Annotated in this window: 15 protein-coding genes and 4 pseudogenes; 5 read left to right on the top strand and 14 right to left on the bottom strand. The window is 72.6% G+C overall.

Annotated features, from left to right (window positions below; genetic code table 11):
* Positions 1-2 precede the first annotated feature (2 nt).
* On the bottom strand, positions 3-2,342 hold the full coding sequence (locus DBP14_RS32850) for an FHA domain-containing protein (RefSeq protein WP_129311270.1): 2,340 nt from the start codon (positions 2,340-2,342) through the stop codon (positions 3-5).
* Between the two features lie 82 nt (positions 2,343-2,424).
* Positions 2,425-2,835 carry a hypothetical protein gene (locus DBP14_RS32845; RefSeq protein ID WP_129311269.1) on the bottom strand — a complete coding sequence of 137 codons (411 nt, stop codon included), beginning with the start codon at positions 2,833-2,835 and terminating at the stop codon, positions 2,425-2,427.
* 314 nt (positions 2,836-3,149) lie between these two features.
* Here DBP14_RS32845 and DBP14_RS32840 point away from each other — a divergent pair, with 314 nt between their 5' ends.
* On the top strand, positions 3,150-3,533 hold the full coding sequence (locus DBP14_RS32840; RefSeq protein WP_129311268.1) for a nuclear transport factor 2 family protein: 384 nt from the start codon (positions 3,150-3,152) through the stop codon (positions 3,531-3,533).
* A 132-nt stretch (positions 3,534-3,665) separates the two neighbouring features.
* Here DBP14_RS32840 and DBP14_RS32835 read toward each other — a convergent pair whose 3' ends face one another.
* Positions 3,666-4,658 (bottom strand): aldo/keto reductase, encoded by a 993-nt coding sequence (locus DBP14_RS32835; RefSeq protein ID WP_129311267.1) that lies wholly within the window; start codon positions 4,656-4,658, stop codon positions 3,666-3,668.
* A gap of 142 nt (positions 4,659-4,800) precedes the next feature.
* Between DBP14_RS32835 and DBP14_RS32830 the strand changes: the two genes are divergently transcribed.
* Positions 4,801-5,694 carry a LysR family transcriptional regulator gene (locus tag DBP14_RS32830; RefSeq protein ID WP_129311266.1) on the top strand — a complete coding sequence of 298 codons (894 nt, stop codon included), beginning with the start codon at positions 4,801-4,803 and terminating at the stop codon, positions 5,692-5,694.
* 27 nt (positions 5,695-5,721) lie between these two features.
* Positions 5,722-6,237 (top strand): DUF664 domain-containing protein, encoded by a 516-nt coding sequence (locus DBP14_RS32825; protein WP_129311265.1) that lies wholly within the window; start codon positions 5,722-5,724, stop codon positions 6,235-6,237.
* Here the strand turns inward: DBP14_RS32825 and DBP14_RS32820 are convergent.
* The 6 genes and pseudogenes from DBP14_RS32820 to DBP14_RS32795 all read right to left on the bottom strand — a co-directional run bounded on the left by DBP14_RS32820 (position 6,219) and on the right by DBP14_RS32795 (position 11,736).
* Positions 6,219-7,289: an adenosine deaminase gene (locus DBP14_RS32820; RefSeq protein ID WP_129311264.1), complete on the bottom strand. Its 1,071-nt coding sequence runs from the start codon at positions 7,287-7,289 to the stop codon at positions 6,219-6,221. The two genes, DBP14_RS32825 and DBP14_RS32820, sit on opposite strands and share 19 nt — an antisense overlap.
* A 122-nt stretch (positions 7,290-7,411) precedes the next feature.
* Positions 7,412-7,810, bottom strand: coding sequence for a VOC family protein (locus tag DBP14_RS32815; protein ID WP_129311263.1), 399 nt, complete (start codon positions 7,808-7,810; stop codon positions 7,412-7,414).
* Positions 7,811-7,940: 130 nt separating this feature from the next.
* Positions 7,941-8,882, bottom strand: a complete 942-nt coding sequence (locus tag DBP14_RS32810) for a M48 family metalloprotease (RefSeq protein ID WP_129311262.1) — start codon at positions 8,880-8,882, stop codon at positions 7,941-7,943.
* Complete coding sequence (locus DBP14_RS32805) at positions 8,882-9,250, bottom strand: BlaI/MecI/CopY family transcriptional regulator (protein ID WP_129311261.1); 369 nt, start codon at positions 9,248-9,250, stop codon at positions 8,882-8,884. The genes DBP14_RS32810 and DBP14_RS32805 overlap by 1 nt, the downstream gene beginning before the upstream one ends.
* Before the next feature lie 198 nt (positions 9,251-9,448).
* A pseudogene (locus DBP14_RS32800) lies at positions 9,449-10,356 on the bottom strand (aldo/keto reductase).
* Between the two features lie 156 nt (positions 10,357-10,512).
* Positions 10,513-11,736, bottom strand: coding sequence for an RNA-guided endonuclease TnpB family protein (locus DBP14_RS32795; RefSeq protein WP_129311260.1), 1,224 nt, complete (start codon positions 11,734-11,736; stop codon positions 10,513-10,515).
* A gap of 25 nt (positions 11,737-11,761) precedes the next feature.
* Here DBP14_RS32795 and tnpA point away from each other — a divergent pair.
* Positions 11,762-12,231, top strand: a pseudogene (gene tnpA, locus DBP14_RS32790) (IS200/IS605 family transposase).
* A 132-nt stretch (positions 12,232-12,363) separates the two neighbouring features.
* Here the strand turns inward: tnpA and DBP14_RS37095 are convergent.
* From DBP14_RS37095 to DBP14_RS32775, 3 genes and pseudogenes are all read right to left on the bottom strand, one after another.
* Positions 12,364-12,537: pseudogene (locus DBP14_RS37095) on the bottom strand (aldehyde dehydrogenase family protein); the annotation flags it as partial.
* 104 nt (positions 12,538-12,641) lie between these two features.
* On the bottom strand, positions 12,642-13,880 hold the full coding sequence (locus DBP14_RS32780) for an RNA polymerase sigma factor (protein ID WP_129311259.1): 1,239 nt from the start codon (positions 13,878-13,880) through the stop codon (positions 12,642-12,644).
* On the bottom strand, positions 13,880-14,230 hold the full coding sequence (locus DBP14_RS32775; RefSeq protein ID WP_129311258.1) for a YciI family protein: 351 nt from the start codon (positions 14,228-14,230) through the stop codon (positions 13,880-13,882). The genes DBP14_RS32780 and DBP14_RS32775 overlap by 1 nt, the downstream gene beginning before the upstream one ends.
* A 283-nt stretch (positions 14,231-14,513) precedes the next feature.
* Here DBP14_RS32775 and DBP14_RS32770 point away from each other — a divergent pair, with 283 nt between their 5' ends.
* The gene (locus DBP14_RS32770) at positions 14,514-14,951 is read left to right on the top strand and encodes an SPW repeat protein (RefSeq protein WP_129311257.1); all 438 of its coding nucleotides are present in this window, start codon (positions 14,514-14,516) and stop codon (positions 14,949-14,951) included.
* 150 nt (positions 14,952-15,101) lie between these two features.
* Here DBP14_RS32770 and DBP14_RS32765 read toward each other — a convergent pair whose 3' ends face one another.
* Positions 15,102-15,563: an SRPBCC family protein gene (locus DBP14_RS32765; RefSeq protein ID WP_129311256.1), complete on the bottom strand. Its 462-nt coding sequence runs from the start codon at positions 15,561-15,563 to the stop codon at positions 15,102-15,104.
* 134 nt (positions 15,564-15,697) lie between these two features.
* Positions 15,698-16,198 (bottom strand): annotated as a pseudogene (locus DBP14_RS32760) (GNAT family N-acetyltransferase); the annotation flags it as partial.
* Positions 16,199-16,282 lie beyond the last annotated feature (84 nt).

Here is a 16,282-nt window from a genome sequence, read left to right as displayed (position 1 = left end):
GCCTACTTCCGCATCACGGCGGGTTCGGCGCGGCGCAGCAGCCGGGCGACCAGCAAGGCGAAGACGGCCGACAGCACCAGGAGCATCGCCAGGTCGAGCAGCCAGATCCCGGCCGAGTGCCGGAAGAGGGGGTCGGCGGTCAGCCTGCCGGGGACGAGCCGGGCGAGTCCGACGGTGCCGGCCATGGCGCCGAGCGCCCAGCGGGAGGGCACCAGCCAGGAGAGCTGTTCGAGGCCGGGCACCCCGTGCAGTCTCAGCAGCGCCCCGCAGAAGACGACCTGGACGATGGCCAGCAGCACCAGCAGCGGCATCGTCACCTCCTCCTTGCGCACCAGGGCGGAGACCAGCAGGCCGAGCATCATCGCCGTGAAGGCCAGCAGGGCGACGGCGAGGATGATCTCGGCCAGGGCCGGCAGCAGCACTCCGCGGCCACCGGGGGCACCCAGGTCGACGCCGAGCAGGGCGACGAGGGTGAGGACGACGGCCTGGGCCACCGTGATCGTGCCGAGGACGACCACCTTGGACATCAGGTAGGCCGATCTGGACAGGCCGACTGCGCGTTCGCGCCGGTAGACGGCGCGTTCCTTGACGAGTTCGCGGACCGCGTTGGCCGCGCCGGTGAGGACTCCGCCGACACACAGGATGAGCAGCGCGTTCATCGCGGTCTGCTGGGTGAGCCCGCTGCCGGCGAGGGCCCTGGCCATGGCACCCATCACGAAGGGCAGGGCGATCATGACGGCGAGGAAGGTGCGGTCGGCGGCGAGGACGGCGGCGTAGCGGCGGGTCAGCGTGGAGAGCTGGGCGCCCCAGCTCCGCGGCCGGGGCGGCGGCACGGGGGCGACCGGGCTCTCGCCGGGGTGCCGGGGCTGGGTGGTGGACTCGGTGACGTACCGGCGGCAGTGCGGTGAGTCGCGGTACTCCCCCGCCCAGTCGCGGTCCCGGTCGCGGTCGAACGCCTCGAACGCCTCCGGCCACTGGGTGAAGCCGAAGAAGGCGAGGGCGTCGTCGGGCGGGCCGTAGTAGGCGGTCCGGCCGCCGGGCGCGAGCACGAGGAGCCGGTCGCAGACGTCGAGGCTGAGCACGCTGTGGGTGACGACGATGACGGTGCGGCCGTCGTCGGCGAGGCCGCGCAGCATGTGCATCACCGAGCGGTCCATACCGGGGTCGAGCCCGGAGGTCGGCTCGTCGAGGAAGAGCAGGGAGGGCTTGGTGAGCAGTTCCAGGGCCACGCTGACCCGCTTGCGCTGCCCGCCGGAGAGGCTGTGCACGGGCTGGCCGGCCCGCTGTTCCAGGCCCAGTTCCCGGATCACCTCGTCCACGCGGGCCCGCCGCTCGGTCTTCGCGGTGTCCTGCGGGAAGCGCAGTTCGGCCGCGTAGGACAGCGCGGCGCGGACGGTGAGCTGCGGGTGCAGGATGTCGTCCTGCGGGACCAGGCCGATGCGCTGACGCAGCTCGGCGAAGTCGTGGTAGAGGTCGCGGCCGTCGTAGAGGACCGTGCCGCGGTCGGCGGGGCGCTGGGCGGTGAGGGCGCGCAGCAGCGTGGACTTACCGGCGCCGCTCGGTCCGACGACGGCGAGCAGGCACTTCTCGCCCACCGGGAAGGAGACGTGGTCGAGCAGGATCTTGCGGCCGCCGTCCACGGCGACGGTGAGGTCCTGCACGTCGAGGGAGACCTCGCCGGTGTCGACGTACTCCTGGAGCACGTCGCCGGACAGGGAGAACGCGAAGTGGCCGACGCCGACGATGTCGCCGGGGCCCACGGGCGCGCGGGTGACGGGGCTGCCGTTGAGGTACGTGCCGTTGTCGCTGCCGAGGTCGACGATCTCGTACGTGCCGTCCGGGTGGGCGCGCAGTTCGGCGTGCCGGCGGGAGACGGTCAGGTCATCGACCACCAGGTCGTTGTCGGCGGCCCGGCCGATGCGGACGCCGCGGGCGGGCAGCGGCCGTACGGTGGTCGGCTGCCGGAAGGTCCCGGTCAGGGCGGGCATCGAGACGGTGGCCGGGCGGTCCGGGGCGGGCGGGGCGGGACTGACCAGGACGCCGCGGGGGCCGTCGGCGGGGCTGCCGAAGTGGAGGACGGTGCCGGGGCCGACGCCCCACTCCTGGACGCGGCGGCCGTCGGCGTAGGTGCCGTTGGTGCTGGACGCGTCGGCCAGCAGCCAGTGGTCGTGGTCCCAGCGGAGCACCGCGTGGTGCCAGGAGACCCGGTCGTCGTCGAGGACGATGTCGCTCAGCGGGTCCCGGCCCACGTGGTAGTCGTGGCCCGGGGTGATCACCGTGGAGGCCGTGTCGGTCTCCAGCACGAGTTCGGCCGCCGTCGCGGCGACCGGCCGCTCCACCATGGCCAGAATTTTACCGATACGACCGGGTATGCGCCCCCTCTCGGGGCGGCGACCGGGAGCCGTCCGGGGTGCCCGGCGGGTGTCAGGCCACCGGCACGACGAGCGGCGGGACGGTGCGCTGCATGCGCAGGGCGTCGACGGACTCGGCGAGCAGTTCGTACTCGGTGGTGTCGTCACCGGCCGCGATCCGCACCAGCCGCCCTTCGGCCAACTGTTCGGCGACCAGGTCCTGTTGGCCGTCGTCGGCGCACCAGGAGCGCAGCAGCGCGGGGACGTCCGCCACGGTGTCCGCGACGGGGACGAGGGCGCCGGGCGGGAAGGCGGGGTCCTCGGGGCTGGGGTCGAGCCGCTCGGCGATCCAGGAGGCGCGGTCCCGCAGCCACCACAGGGCGAGGGCCAGGGTCGGCGCGCGGTAGGTGCCGAGCGGGACGCCGATGCGCCGCCCCTCGCACGTGCCGTATCCGGTGACGTGGCACAGGAATTCGTCGTGCACCCTTCACTCCCCCGTCGCCTCGCTGGTGTGCCGGCCGACCCTCGCTCTCCGTGCGGCTGCTGTGCGGTGAAGTGCCTCTGGCGTTCGAGTATCGCCACTGCTGAAACAGTGTCACCATGACTTTCCGGCCAGTCTCTTGGCATATTCACCGCCGCTTTCGGCCGTAATGCCCGGGGCGCGCGGCCGTCCCGGCATGACCTGGGAGGTAATCGACCCGCCCCACGGCCGTCCGGCATGGTGGTCACACCGGATCGGCACAGCCCCGGATCCGGCTCCCGACCAGCAGTGACGACCTCGATGGAGGCTGATTCGCCATGTCCGTGAACACCGACCGTTACGAGAGCGCCGCGGCCCGTTACTTCGAGGCCTGGAACGCCACCGGGCCGGAGGCCCTGACGAAGGCGGTCGCCGCGGCCTGGGCCACCGACGGCGGCTACACCGACCCTCTCGCCGAGGTGCGCGGACACGAGCAGATCGCCGCGGCGATCGCGGCGGCGCACGCGCGGTTCCCCGGCTTCTCCTTCCGTCCGCTCGGCGCCGTGGACGGGCACCACGACACCGCCCGCTTCGCCTGGGAGCTGGTGAACGAGGCGGGCGGTACGGCGCCGGTGGCCGGCTTCGACGTGATCACACTGGACGGGGAGGGCCGCATCCGGCAGGTCCTCGGCTTCCTGGACCGGGTGCCGGCCGGGGCCTGAGGGGCGGATGCGCGCCGGCTGAGGGCCGGATGCGGGTCCGAGGGCCGGATGCGGGTCCGAGGGCCGGATGGTGCGGAGCCGGGACGCTCCCCGGCGGTCCGCGGGGGACGCGGCCCGCCGGGAGCGGCGTCTTCAGCCGCCCAGCGCCGCGTCGATCCGCTCCAGTTCCTCCTTCTCGAAGTCCAGGTTGCGGATCGCGCCCACGCTGTCCTCCAGCTGCCGCGCGCTGCTCGCGCCGACCAGCGCGGAGGTGACCCGGCCGCCGCGCAGCACCCACGCCAGGGCGAGCTGGGCGAGGGTCTGTCCGCGGGAGCCGGCGATCTCGTGCAGGGCGCGCAGCCGGCCGACCAGGTCCTCGGTCACCGCGTCCGAGTCCAGGAAGGGGCTGTCGCTCGCGGCCCGCGAGTCCTCGGGGATGCCGTCGAGGTAGCGGCCGGTGAGCAGCCCCTGCTCCAGCGGGGAGTAGACGATGGAGCCGACCTGGAGGTCGTCCAGGGTGTCCAGCAGGCCCTCGCTCTCGGGCCGGCGGTCCAGCATCGAGTACCGCGGCTGGTGGATGAGCAGCGGGGTGCCCAGCTCGCCGAGGATGCGGGCGGCGTCGCGGGTCTGCTGGGCCGAGTAGTTGGAGAGGCCGACGTAGAGCGCCTTGCCCTGCTGGACCGCCGTGTGCAGGGCGCCCATCGTCTCCTCCAGCGGTGTCCGCGGATCGGGGCGGTGGGAGTAGAAGACGTCCACGTACTCCAGGCCCATACGGGTGAGGCTCTGGTCGAGCGAGGACAGGACGTGCTTGCGCGAGCCCCATTCGCCGTACGGGCCGGACCACATCAGATAGCCGGCCTTGGTGGAGATCACCAGTTCGTCGCGGTGGTGCGCGAAGTCCGTCCGCAGGGCGGCGCCGAGGGCGGTCTCGGCGGCGCCGGGCGGCGGACCGTAGTTGTTGGCCAGGTCGAAGTGGGTGACGCCCAGGTCGAAGGCGCGGCGCAGGATGGCGCGCTGGGTCTGGACGGGCCGGTCCGGGCCGAAGTTGTGCCACAGGCCGAGCGACAGCGCGGGGAGCTTCAGTCCACTGCGTCCGGTGCGCCGGTAGGGCATCGCGGCGTAGCGGTCGGGGTGTGCGGTGTACAACGCGTCTCCAGAGGGGTCGGCACACGGTCTTCCCGCTCCCGGGGATCAGTCCGTCCCGGGAACCGCTCCCACTCTTCCCCTCCCGGCGGGCAGTGGTCCAACGGAAGAATCCGATGGAATTGTGCGGCTAGGCTTCTCAATCATGGAACTGCGCCATCTCCACCACTTCGTCGCGGTCGCCGAGGACCAGCACTTCACCCGGGCCGCCGAACGCCTGATGGTGTCCCAGTCCGGCTTGTCCGCCTCCATCCGGGCGCTGGAGCGCGAGCTGCGGGCGCCGCTGTTCGTGCGGACGACGCGCAGGGTGACGCTCACCGAGGCGGGCCGCGCGCTGCTGGGGGAGGCCGAGCGGATCCTGGCCCAGGTGCGCTCCGCGCACGAGGCGGTCGCCGCCGTGCAGGGGGTGCTGCGCGGCACGCTGGCGCTGGGCACCGAGCAGTGCATCGCCGGGGTGCACGTGGCCCGGCTGCTGGCGGCGTTCCGGGGCCGGCACCCCGACGTGGAGATCCGGCTGCGGCAGGCGGGGTCCGGGGCGCTGGCCGAGGAGGTCGCGGCCGGGCGGCTGGACCTGGCGTTCGCCTACCGCACCCAGGCGGACACCGACCAGTTGCGGTCGGTGGCGCTGACGAGTGAGCCGATGACGCTGCTGTGCCACCCGAGTCACCGGCTGGCGTCCGCCGAGGCGGTGCTCGCGCCGGACGATCTGGCCGGGGAGGTGTTCGTCGACTTCCACCCCGACTGGGGCCCTCGCCGCACCACCGACGCCGCGTTCGGCCGGGCCGGGGTGCGGCGGACGGTCGCGCTGGAGGTCAACGACGTGCACAGCCTGCTGGACCTGGTCGACGAGAACCTCGGGATCGCCGTCGTACCCCGGCACTTCCGGCACAAGCGGCCCTCCCTCACCGCGCTCCCGCTGAAGCCGGCGGCCGAGGCGGCGTACGAGACGGTCGCCCTGCTGCCCCCGGAGGGGGCCACCAGCCCGGCGGCCCGCGCGCTGATCAGGCTGCTGGAGACGGGGCTGATTCAGGACGCGTGAGCGCGGGCGATGCGCGATCGTGGACCCATGCATGCCAAGGACATCCTCATCGACGGCTACGACCGCATCCGGGAAGACGTCCACGCCGTCCTCGACGGCCTCGGACCGGACGAGCTGCACCACCGCCCGGCCCCCGACGCCAACTCGGTCGCCTGGCTCGTCTGGCACCTCACCCGGGTGCAGGACGACCACATCGCCGGCGCCTTCGACCTCGACCAGGTGTGGCTCTCCCAGGGCTGGGAGAAGCGCTTCGGCCTCGACCTGCCCCGGCAGGACACGGGGTACGGGCACAGCTCGGCGAAGGTCGCGAAGGTGCGGGTGGACTCGGCCGGCCTGCTGTCCGGGTACTACGACGCCGTCCACGAGCAGACCCTCGGGGTGCTGCGCTCCCTAGCCGCCAAGGACCTGGAGCGGGTCGTCGACGAGCGCTGGGACCCGCCGGTCACGCTGGGGGTGCGCCTGGTGAGCGTCCTGTCCGACGACCTCCAGCACGTCGGACAGGCCGCCTACCTCAAGGGGCTGGTTCAGAGCGCGGCCGCGTAGCCCGGCAGCACGACGTCCTCGATGAGGGCCTTGCGCTCGTCGAACGGGAGGAACGCGCTCTTGACGGCGTTCACCGTGACCGTGCGCAGGTCCTCGACGCTCCAGCCGGCCTCCTCGACCAGCAGGGACATCTCCCGGGTCATCGTCGTCCCCGACACCAGGCGGTTGTCGGTGTTCAGGGTGACCCGGAAGCCGAGGTCCTTCAGCGCCGTGATCGGGTGCTCGGCGATGGAGGTGGCGCAGCCGGTCTGCAGGTTGGAGGTGGGGCACATCTCCAGCGCGATCCGGCGGTCGCGGACCCAGGCGGCGAGCCGGCCGAGCTTGCCGTCGACGATGTCCTCGGTGAGCCGCACGCCGTGCCCGATGCGCTGGGCGCCGCACACCTGGAGGGCCTGGTGGATGCTGGGCAGGCCGTGCGCCTCGCCGGCGTGGATGGTGAACGGCACGCTCTCGCGGCGCAGGTGCTCGAAGGTGGCGAGGTGGTCGGCGGGCGGGAAGCCGTCCTCGGCGCCGGCGATGTCGAAGCCGACGACGCCCGCGTCCCGGTAGGCGACGGCCAACTCGGCGGCCTCGCCGACCCGGTCGAACATCCGCATCCCGCAGAGCAGGGTGCCGACCCGCACCGGGGTGCCCGCGGCGGCGGCCTTGGCCATGCCGGCGGCCAGGCCCTCCTGCACGGCCTCCACGACCTCGCCCAGCGACAGCCCGCCGCGGGTGTTCAGCTCGGGCGCGTAACGCACCTCGGCGTAGACGACGCCGTCGGCGGCGAGGTCGAGGACGTACTCCTCGGCGACGCGCAGCAGGCCCGCACGGGACTGCATGACGGCGAGGGTGTGCTCGAAGGTGGCTATGTAGCGGACGAGGTCGCCGGAGTTCGCGGCCTCGACGTACCAGGCGGCGAGTTCCCCGGGGTCGGTGGTGGGCAGCGTGTGGCCGACCTCGGCCGCCAGCTCGACGACGGTGGCGGGGCGCAGGCCGCCGTCGAGGTGGTCGTGCAGGACGGCCTTGGGGAGCCGGCGGATCACATCGGCGTCTACGCGCGTAGCAGTCATGGCGTGTCTGTCTTTCGTCGGGCTTTCGTGGAGCGGGTGTTCGGAGCGGTGCGGCTCGGAGCGGTGCGGCTCGGAGCAGGGTGTTCCGGGGCGACGGAGTGGTCCAGTACGGCGGGGCGGGCTCAGCCGGCGGGCTGGAGCAGGTCCCAGCGGTTGCCGTACAGGTCCTGGAAGACGGCGACCGTGCCGTACGGCTCGTGGCGCGGTTCTTCCAGGAAGGTGACGCCGGCGGCGGTCATCCGGGCGTGGTCACGGGCGAAGTCGTCGGTGTGCAGGAAGAACCCGACCCGGCCGCCGGTCTGGTCCCCGACCCGGGCCCGCTGCTCCTCGCCCTTGGCGCGGGCGAGCAGGAGCCCGGTGCCGCCTCCGTGCGCGCCGGTGCCCGGTTCCACGACGACCCAGCGGGAGCCGTCGGGGCGCGGGGTGTCCTCGGCCAGCCGGAACCCCAGGGCCTCGGTGTAATGACGGATCGCCGCGTCGTAGTCGTCGACGACGAGGGTGACCAGGGCGATACGTCTCATCGGGGCCTTCCGGGGAGGTGGTTAGCGGGAGAGGTTATACGTAAAACCCGGAGCGCGCCAGTCCTTGGTGCGGTGCGGAGCCCGGGACGTGCCGGCAGTGCGGCGGGCGGCGTCGCCGGCACCGGCGTCGTCAGGGGTGTTCTTCTCCCTGGGCGACCTCCACCCGGTGGTGGAATTCGGCCATGCCCGCCACGGAGGCCACGCAGGAGACGGCGGTGCAGGCCAGGAGGAGCGCGGCGACGGTCCTGCCCGTGCGGCGCGGGACCCGGGGTGCGGCCAGGAGTGCCTGGACGCGGCGCGGGACGGGCCCGGAGGTCGCGGCGGCGGCGAAGCCGGGGCGGTCCGAGCCGGCTGCCTGGCCGGCGGACTGTCCGGCGAGGGCGGCGCGGGCGATGGCGCGGGCGGTGAGGCGGCGGTCGCCGACGGCCCCGGCGGCGGCCTCGTCGGCGGCCCGCTCGGCGGCCAGCCGGATGGTCTCGCGCACCGGGCGCAGCGCGGGGTGGCAGTGGGCGGCGAGTTCGGCGGCGGCGAGGAAGTAGTGGTGGCCGCCCGCGTTGTGCGCCCGTTCGTGGGCGAACAGCACCTCCCGTTCCGGACCGTCCAGGCTGCGCAGCATGGCGGTGGTGACGACGATGCGGTGCGGGCGTCCGGGCAGGGCGTACGCGTCCGGGCGCGGCGAGTCCACCACACAGAGGTCGCCCGCGGCGGGCCCGCGCCCGGCCTGGCTGCGGGCCGCGCGGAAGGCGCGGGTCTGGTGCAGGACGGAGCGGACCAGGGTCCAGCCGCACACGGCGAGCGCGCCGACGGAGGTCGCGGCGGCCGGGACGACGAAGACGTCGGAGGCGGTGCGCAGCGGGTGGACCAGCTCTCCGAACGCGGCGAACAGCGGCAGCTTGAGCAGCCCGTTGAGGACGAAGGCGCCGAGCGCGGCCAGCGAGCAGCCGGCGAGGACGACGGCGGAGCAGGTGATCACCCACAGGGCGACGGCGGGCGCGAGCCGGTCCAGGGCACGGCGGGCGAGCCCCGGCAGCGCACAGGGCAGCAGGAGCGGCAGCAGGAGCAGGGCGGTCATCACTCGTCGGCTTCGAGGAGGTCGCGCAGGATGCGCTCGTCGTCGGGGCTGAGCTGGGCGACGAAGCGGGCGAGGACGGTCTCGCGGTCGGTGTCGCGGTCCAGTTCGCTGTGCATGCGGCGGGCGGTGAGGCCGTGCGCGTCCTGGACGGGGACGTAGGCGTAGCCGCGGCCCTGGCGCTGCCGGCGGACGACGCCCTTGTCGTGCAGCCGGGTCAGGATGGTCGTCACCGTCGTACGGGCGAGGCCGGCGCCGAGGGTCAGCTGGACCTGGCCGGGCGTCTGGGGCGCACCGGCGGCCCAGAGCGCGGCCATGACGCTCGCTTCGAGTTCACCGGCCGGCCGGCGTTCGTCCTTGGCGTCGGTCATGGGAAGGTTCCTCACCCCGTGTTCGTCCGCGGTCCGGAAGACCGTCTACGCGATGGTAGTCAGCCCACGGTCGCACGGCTGTGCGCCCGCCTGCCCATTATGGGAGGGGCTGCCGTCGGGGCCGAAAGATCGGGTGCGATGGGGCCCCCTCCCCGCGCCGCTGCGCGCCGGGCCGGCCCGGCGCGCAGCGGCGCGGGGTCAGGCGTTGCCGGCGCGGAGTGCGTTCAGGCGGTTCAGGTCGTCCGCCGCGAGACGCAGGGCGCCCGCGGCGACGTTCTCCGCGAGGTGGCCCGGGTCGCCGGTGCCGGGGATGGCGAGGACGTGGGGCCCTGGTGCAGGATCCACGCGATGCGGACCTGGGCTGGGCTCACTCCGTGGGCGCGGGCGACGGACAGCACCTCCTCGTCCTGGCGGGCCTCGGCCGCGCCGCGCTCCCCGCCCTCGCCGGCCACGGTGTAGTAAGGCACGAAGGCGATGCCTCGCTCGCCGCACATCCGCAGCAGTTCCTGGCCCTCGGGGTAGGGGGCGTCCAGTCCGTAGCGGTTCTGCACGGACACCACCGGGGCGATCCGCAGAGCCTCGGTGAGGTGCTGCGGGTGCACCGCGGAGATCCCCAGGTGGCGGATCAGCCCGGCCTCGCGCAACTCGGCGAGTGCGCCGAAGTGTTCGGCGATGGACACCTGGTTCATGCGGCGCAGATAGACGAGGTCGAGGTGGTCGCGGCCGAGTTGGCGCAGGTTCTCCTCGACGTGGCCGCGGAGCTGATCCGGCCGGGCGGCGGTGGCCCACTCACCGGACCAGTCACGGAAGGGGCCGACCTTGGTGGCGATGACCAGGTCGTCGGCGTACGGGGCGAGGGCGGTGTTGATCAGTTCGTTGGCGGAGCGCAGGGCGGAGAAGTAGAAGGCGGCGGTGTCGATGTGGTTCACGCCGACTTCCACGGCCCGGCGCAGCACGGCGAGGGAGCGCTCGCGGTCGCTCGGGGTGCCCAGGTGGAACGCGGCGCTGCCCGTCAGCCGCATCGCGCCGAGGCCGAGGCGGTGGACGGGGAGATCGCCGAGCGTGACGGTCCCGGAGGCTTCCGCGGTGATCGTTTCAGTGGGCATCGGCGGAGTATCGCACAAGCCTTCGCCGTGGACGGTCAGTTGAGCGGCTTGGCCAGGACCGCCTTGCGGTGGCGGCGGCTGAAGGTGTCGAGGGATTGACTTGCTCCTCGGGCTGAAGCCCGGGGATTCTGGCCTTCTCGACCTGTTGCTGTGCCGCTACGCGGCACAGTTTCCGGTCGGGAATCCGTGGCTTCCTGTTTCTTCGCGCTGTGCCGGGATCGCTCCTGGTCTTACCGGCGCTCCGCAGGCTGATACCGCCAGTCCGGCGGCCTGTTTGACGTTGATCGCGGCGTTGTGGTCCCGGTCGTGGACCGCGCCGCAGGCGGCACACGTCCACTCCCGGACATCGAGGGGCTTGGGTCCGTCCACGGTGCCGCAGGTGGAGCAGGTCTGGGAGGTCGGTTCGAACCGGCCGATCGTGACCAGGGTGCGGCCGTACCGTTTTGCCTTGTATGTCAGCATGCCGATGAACGAGGACCATCCGGCGTCGTGCACGGACTTGGCGAGCCGCGTGCGGGCCAGTCCAGCCACCGACAGATCCTCCACGGCGATCCCTTGGTTCTCGGAGATCAGCCTGGTGGAGAGCTGGTGGTGGAACTCGCGGCGTGCGTCGGCGACCTTGGTGTGGGCGCGGGCGACGTTCAGGCGGGCCTTGTCACGGTTCTTGCTTCCCTTCTGTTTGCGGGACAGCTCGCGCTGGGCCTTCTTCAGCTTCTTCTCCGCGCGCCGCAGGAAACGCGGTGAGTCGATTTTCGTGCCGTCGGACAGGACCGCGAAGTGGGTGAGGCCGAGGTCGATGCCGGTGGTGCGGTCGGTTGCGGGCATGCGTGCCCGGTCGGCGGCGGGGTCGGTGTCGACGACGAAGGAGGCGAAGTACCTGCCGGCCGCGTCCTTGATCACGGTGACGGAGGTGGGGGTGGCGGGCAGGGTGCGGGACCACTTCACCTTCACCGCACCGATCTTCGGCAGGCTCAGCCGGCCGGCTTCGGTGACGGACCAGCGGGCGTTGGCGGTGAACCGGATCGACTGCCGCTTGTCCTTACGTGACCTGAAGTGGGGCGCGCCCAGCCGCGCTCCCTTGCGGGTGCCCTTGAGAGAGGCGAAAAAGTTGCGGTACGCGGTCTCGGCGTCCCGCAGGGACTGCTGCAGGACGACCGCGGAGACCTCGCCCAGCCAGCAGCGTGCGGCTGTCCGCTTCGCCTGGGTGATCAGGCGGGCGGACAGCTCGCCGATCTTCGGGAACGGCTGCCCGGTCTTGCGGGCGTCCTCGCGGGCACGCACCGCGTCGTTGAACACGACCCGGGCGCACCCGAACGCCTTCGCCAACGCCCTCTGCTGGCTGGAATCCGGGTACAGGCGAAAGCTGTACCGGAGCTGCATGACGGCCACGCTGCATACCTGGATCATGGGTGAGACACGGAAGATCAGAACTGGTAGGCACTGTACATTCGTGATGCATGTGCACTTGGTCTTCGTGACCAAGTTCCGGCACAAAGTGTTCGCCGATGCCCACTTGAGGGGCATGGAGGAGATCATGCGATCCGTGTGCACGGACTTCGAGTGCGAGCTGGTGGAGTTCAACGGCGAGGACGACCACGTCCACCTCCTGGTGAACTTCCCGCCCAAGGTCGCCGTGACCAAACTGGTCAACTCCCTCAAGGGTGTCTCCTCGCGCCGCCTGCGCCAGGAGTTCCCCGGCCTGGCACGCCACTACTGGCGGGCCAACAAGCTCTGGTCCGGGTCCTACTTCGCCGGCACCGTCGGCGGCGCCCCGCTCCCGCGGTCAGGCAGTACATCGAACAGCAGAACCGGCCGGTATCAGCGTTCCCCGGCTCCGCCTGGGCGGGCCGTCATGACGCTTCGCGCCATGAGTGACGCCTGTGCCATCTCCGGCTCCGCCGGAGCAGATGCGGCGACGCTCCGCGTCGCCACCATCAGATTCGCTTCACCCCCGGCGTGAACGCCGGGACACTGCGAATGAATCCCGATAGCGGCCGTGGTAGCTGCCAGGTCCTCGTGGAGGGCGGCGGCGAGGTCGGCGCCGTTCTCGGTGAGCATCGCGCGCAGGCGTCGCAGCCGGCCGGTGCGCCACTCGACGGGCTTGGTGCGCCCGGTGCGGAAGGTGGCGCGCAGCCGGGCCACGATTTCGGCGGGCTGCTCGGGGGTGTGCTGCTGGTTCACGGGTGCCTCGCTGGGGTTGCCGGGCCGGGTCGGCCCGGGCGCAGGGTTCTCGAAGGGCGGCGGATCTCGAAGGGCCGGCGATGACGGATGTAAATGCCAACCTTTCAGGTTCCCAAGTAATTCCGGGCGTGGCGAGGGTCACGTATCCACGGGGGGCTGAGTTCCCCGAGGCGTCGTTCGAGGTAGCCGCGTTCGGCGTCGCTGTCGGCGAGTTCGACGGCCCGCGCGTACTCCTTCGCCGACTCCGTGCGCCGCTCCAGGCGCCGCAGCAGGTCGGCGCGGACGGCGTGCAGCACGTGGTAGCCGTCGAGGTCGAGGGCGTCGACGAGGTCCAGCGCAGGGCCGGGTCCCGCCACCTCGGCGACGGCGACCGCCCGGTTCAGCGCGACGACCGGGGACGGGGCGACGGCCGTCAACTGGTCGTACAGCCGCAGGATCTGCCCCCAGTCGGTGGCTGCGGCGGTCGGCGCGTCGCTGTGCACGGCGTTGATCGCGGCCTGGATCTGGTACGGCCCCGGCCGGTCGCGGCGCAGGCAGCGGCGGACCAGTTCCTGGCCCTCGGCGATCCGCTCGCGGTCCCACCGGCCGCGGTCCTGCTCGGGCAGCGGCACGAGGACTCCGTCGGCGCCGTGCCGGGCCGGCCGCCGGGCCTCGGTCAGCAGCATCAGCGCGAGCAGGCCGGTGACCTCCGGTTCGTCCGGCATCAGTTCCGCGAGCAGCCGGCCGAGACGCAGGGCCTCCTCGCACAGGGCGGGATCGCCGGCGTAGCCCTCGTTGAAGACGAGGTAGACGACGGTCAGGACGCCGGCGAGCCGGTCGGGCAGGTCGGCGTCGCGCGGCACCCGGTAGGGGATGCCCGCGTCGCGGATCTTGGCTTTGGCGCGGACCAGGCGCTGCGCGAGGGTGGGTTCGGGGACCAGGAAGGCGCGGGCGATCCGTTCGGTGCTCAGCCCGCCGAGCAGGCGCAGGGTGAGGGCCACCCGGGCCTGCGGGGCGAGCGCGGGGTGGCAGCAGGTGAAGATCAGGCGGAGCCGGTCGTCACGCACGGGGCCCTCCTCGGACGGGGCGCCGGGGGTGTACAGCAGGGCCGCCTCGGCGTGCCGGGCATCGCGGGTGGCCTCGCGGCGCAGCCGGTCGATGGCCCGGTTGCGGGCGGTGGTGATGATCCAGCCGGCCGGGCTCGGCGGCACGCCGGTGTCCGGCCAGGTGCGCACGGCGGTGGTGAAGGCGTCCTGGACCGCTTCCTCGGCGAGGTCGATGTCGCCGAGGAAGCGGACGAGGACGGAGACCGCGCGCCCGTACTCGGCGCGGAAGACGGCCTCGACGCCGGGGGCCGGGTCCATCAGTGTTCGTCCACGAAGGCCCGCACCTCGATCGGGAGGGTCGTGGCGAGGGCGGCCTTGCGGGCCCACGCCAGCGCCTCGTCGAGGTCGGCGGCCCGGATCAGGCAGAGCCCGCCCAGGTACTCCTTGCCCTCGGCGTACGGTCCGTCGGTGATGAGCACGTCGCCGTCCTTGGTCCGCAGCAGGGTGGCGGTGTCCGGCCCGTGCAGGCCGCCGGCGAAAACCCAGGCCCCGGCGTCGCGCAGTTCGTCGTTGAAGGCCCTGACGTCGCGCATGATCGCTTCCAGCTCGTCGGGGGCGGGGGGCTGCGCGCCGGCCGGCTGGACCACGCTGAGCAGGTAGTGCTTCATGACGTCCTCCTGATGCTTTCAGTGTGCCGGGGCGGTGTGCTCCGGGCCGTGTGCGCCGGGGCTGTGTGCTCCGGGGCTGGGGTTCACCTCCTACACGAACGGCGCGACGCCGGATCGACACCGCGCCCGGGAAATCTTCGGGAGGGCTGCCACGGGTGCCCGTCGGGTTCGCCCGTGAGCTCTACACATAAAGAAGAAATAAGAGCAGAATGGATGGTAAGCGGCGCTTACCGCATACCGCACCAAACACGCGGTCAGGCCTGCCAGTCAAAGGAGACGAGTCATGGCCAACGTCTCGCACAGGGGCGATATCAGCAGCCACCCCGATGTCTCCGAGATGCGGGAGCGCTACGCCCGCATGCTCGGCGGCCGTGATGTGGCACTCGTGGACGGGCCGGTGTTCCTGCTCGGCCTGTACTGCGCGGCCTCACCGTGGATCGTGCACTACACGGCGAGCCAGCCGCCCCTCGTGGTCCACAACCTGATCATGGGCATCGCGATCGGGCTGCTGGCGCTGGGGTTCACCACGGCACCCGCCCGGATGTACGGCCTCAGCTGGGCGATGTGCGCCCTGGGCGTCTGGATGATCATCGCACCCTGGATCGTGGGCAGCAGCCCGGACACCGGCGTGATCGTCAACAACATCGTCATCGGCGCGCTGGCCATCGTCCTCGGGGCGCTGTGCGCCGGTGCGTCCGCGAGGAGCGCCGCGCGGCCGTAGGGACGGCGGCACGAGGAGAGCTGCAGGAACGGCGGCACGAGGAAGGAAAGGGCACGAGGAAACGAGAGGCCGGCCCGCCTGTGCGGGCCGGCCTCCGGCGCGTCCCCGGGGCCCGCCGGCCTGGGCCGGTCCCCGCCACCGCCCGCGCACTCAGTTCCGGGGCATCCGCCAGGGCGCCTGCGGGAGGGTGCGGCCGGTCTCCAGCAGCGTCTTGAGGTTGGACAGGACGGCGGGCCACCCGGACGCGGCGCCCTCGTACTCGTCCTCACCGCTCAGCTCCGCGTGGGTGACGGTCAGCCGGACGATGTCCTCGTACGGCCGGATCTCGAAGGTCACCCGCGCATGCCGGTCCTCGCCCTCCGCCCGGCCGGGCGCCGCCCACGTGGTCACCAGCCGGACCGGCGGTGAGCTCTCGGCGACGCTGCCGACCACGTCGGCGACGCGCGAGCCGTCCGCCCGGACGTGTTCCCAGCGCGAGCCCGGCCGCCAGTCGGAGACGTTGCGGTGCCCCCAGTAGGCGGCGGTCAGATCGGCGTCGGTGAGCGCGGCCCAGACCCGCTCGGCGCCGCTCGCGATGTAGGTGACGTACACAAAGCTCGGTTCGTCGGTCATGGCCCGCCTCGGCTCGCTCACTCCAGGTCGTCCGGTGTTCGCACGATGGAACGCGGGACAGTTCCACGATGCGTGCGCCTCGCCCCCACCGCACCGCCGTCGCCGCCGGCCGGTGCGGGACGCGGCGCCCGCACCGTGAACGAGATCCACAGGTCCGGGGGCAGCTCCGGGCGGTCCGGTACCGGGCGGGCCTCGCGGGTCCAGGCGTCCCCGGCCAGGTCCTGGGCGACCCGGGGCCAGAACCGGACGGCGGCCGGGTTGTCGTGCTGGAAGGCGATCGTCCAGGGACCCGGGTGCCGGGTCAGCACCGCGCGGGCGGCCCGCAGTCCGAGGCCCGACCGGCGGGCTCCACGGACGACGAAGAAGCTGTTCAGCACGCGGACCGGGGCGTCCAGCGCACGCACGAAGGCGAATCCGGCGGGGCTGTCGCCGCAGGTGAACAGGTACGGCGCCCATCCCGGCCCGGTGAAGGCGTGCCCGACGCGGTCGCTGCGGAAGGTGCCGTCGGCGGCGGGGAGCACGCCGCGGAACTCGGACAGGTCGTGGCGGAACAGCGGCCACAGCCGCTCCACGGTGGGCCGGTCCGCGGCGGTCGCGGGGCGGACACGGACGTCAGGATGATGGGTTTCGGTCATGAACGAAAGCCTCCCCGGCGGACACTGGTCCAGACCGGGGAGGCTGACGACGACTGCCGTAACTCTACCCCCTCGGGGGGCGGT

This window comes from Streptomyces sp. L2, from assembly GCF_004124325.1.
Classification (GTDB): Bacteria; Actinomycetota; Actinomycetes; order Streptomycetales; family Streptomycetaceae; genus Streptomyces.
This window is presented reverse-complemented; position numbering and strand designations above follow the sequence as displayed.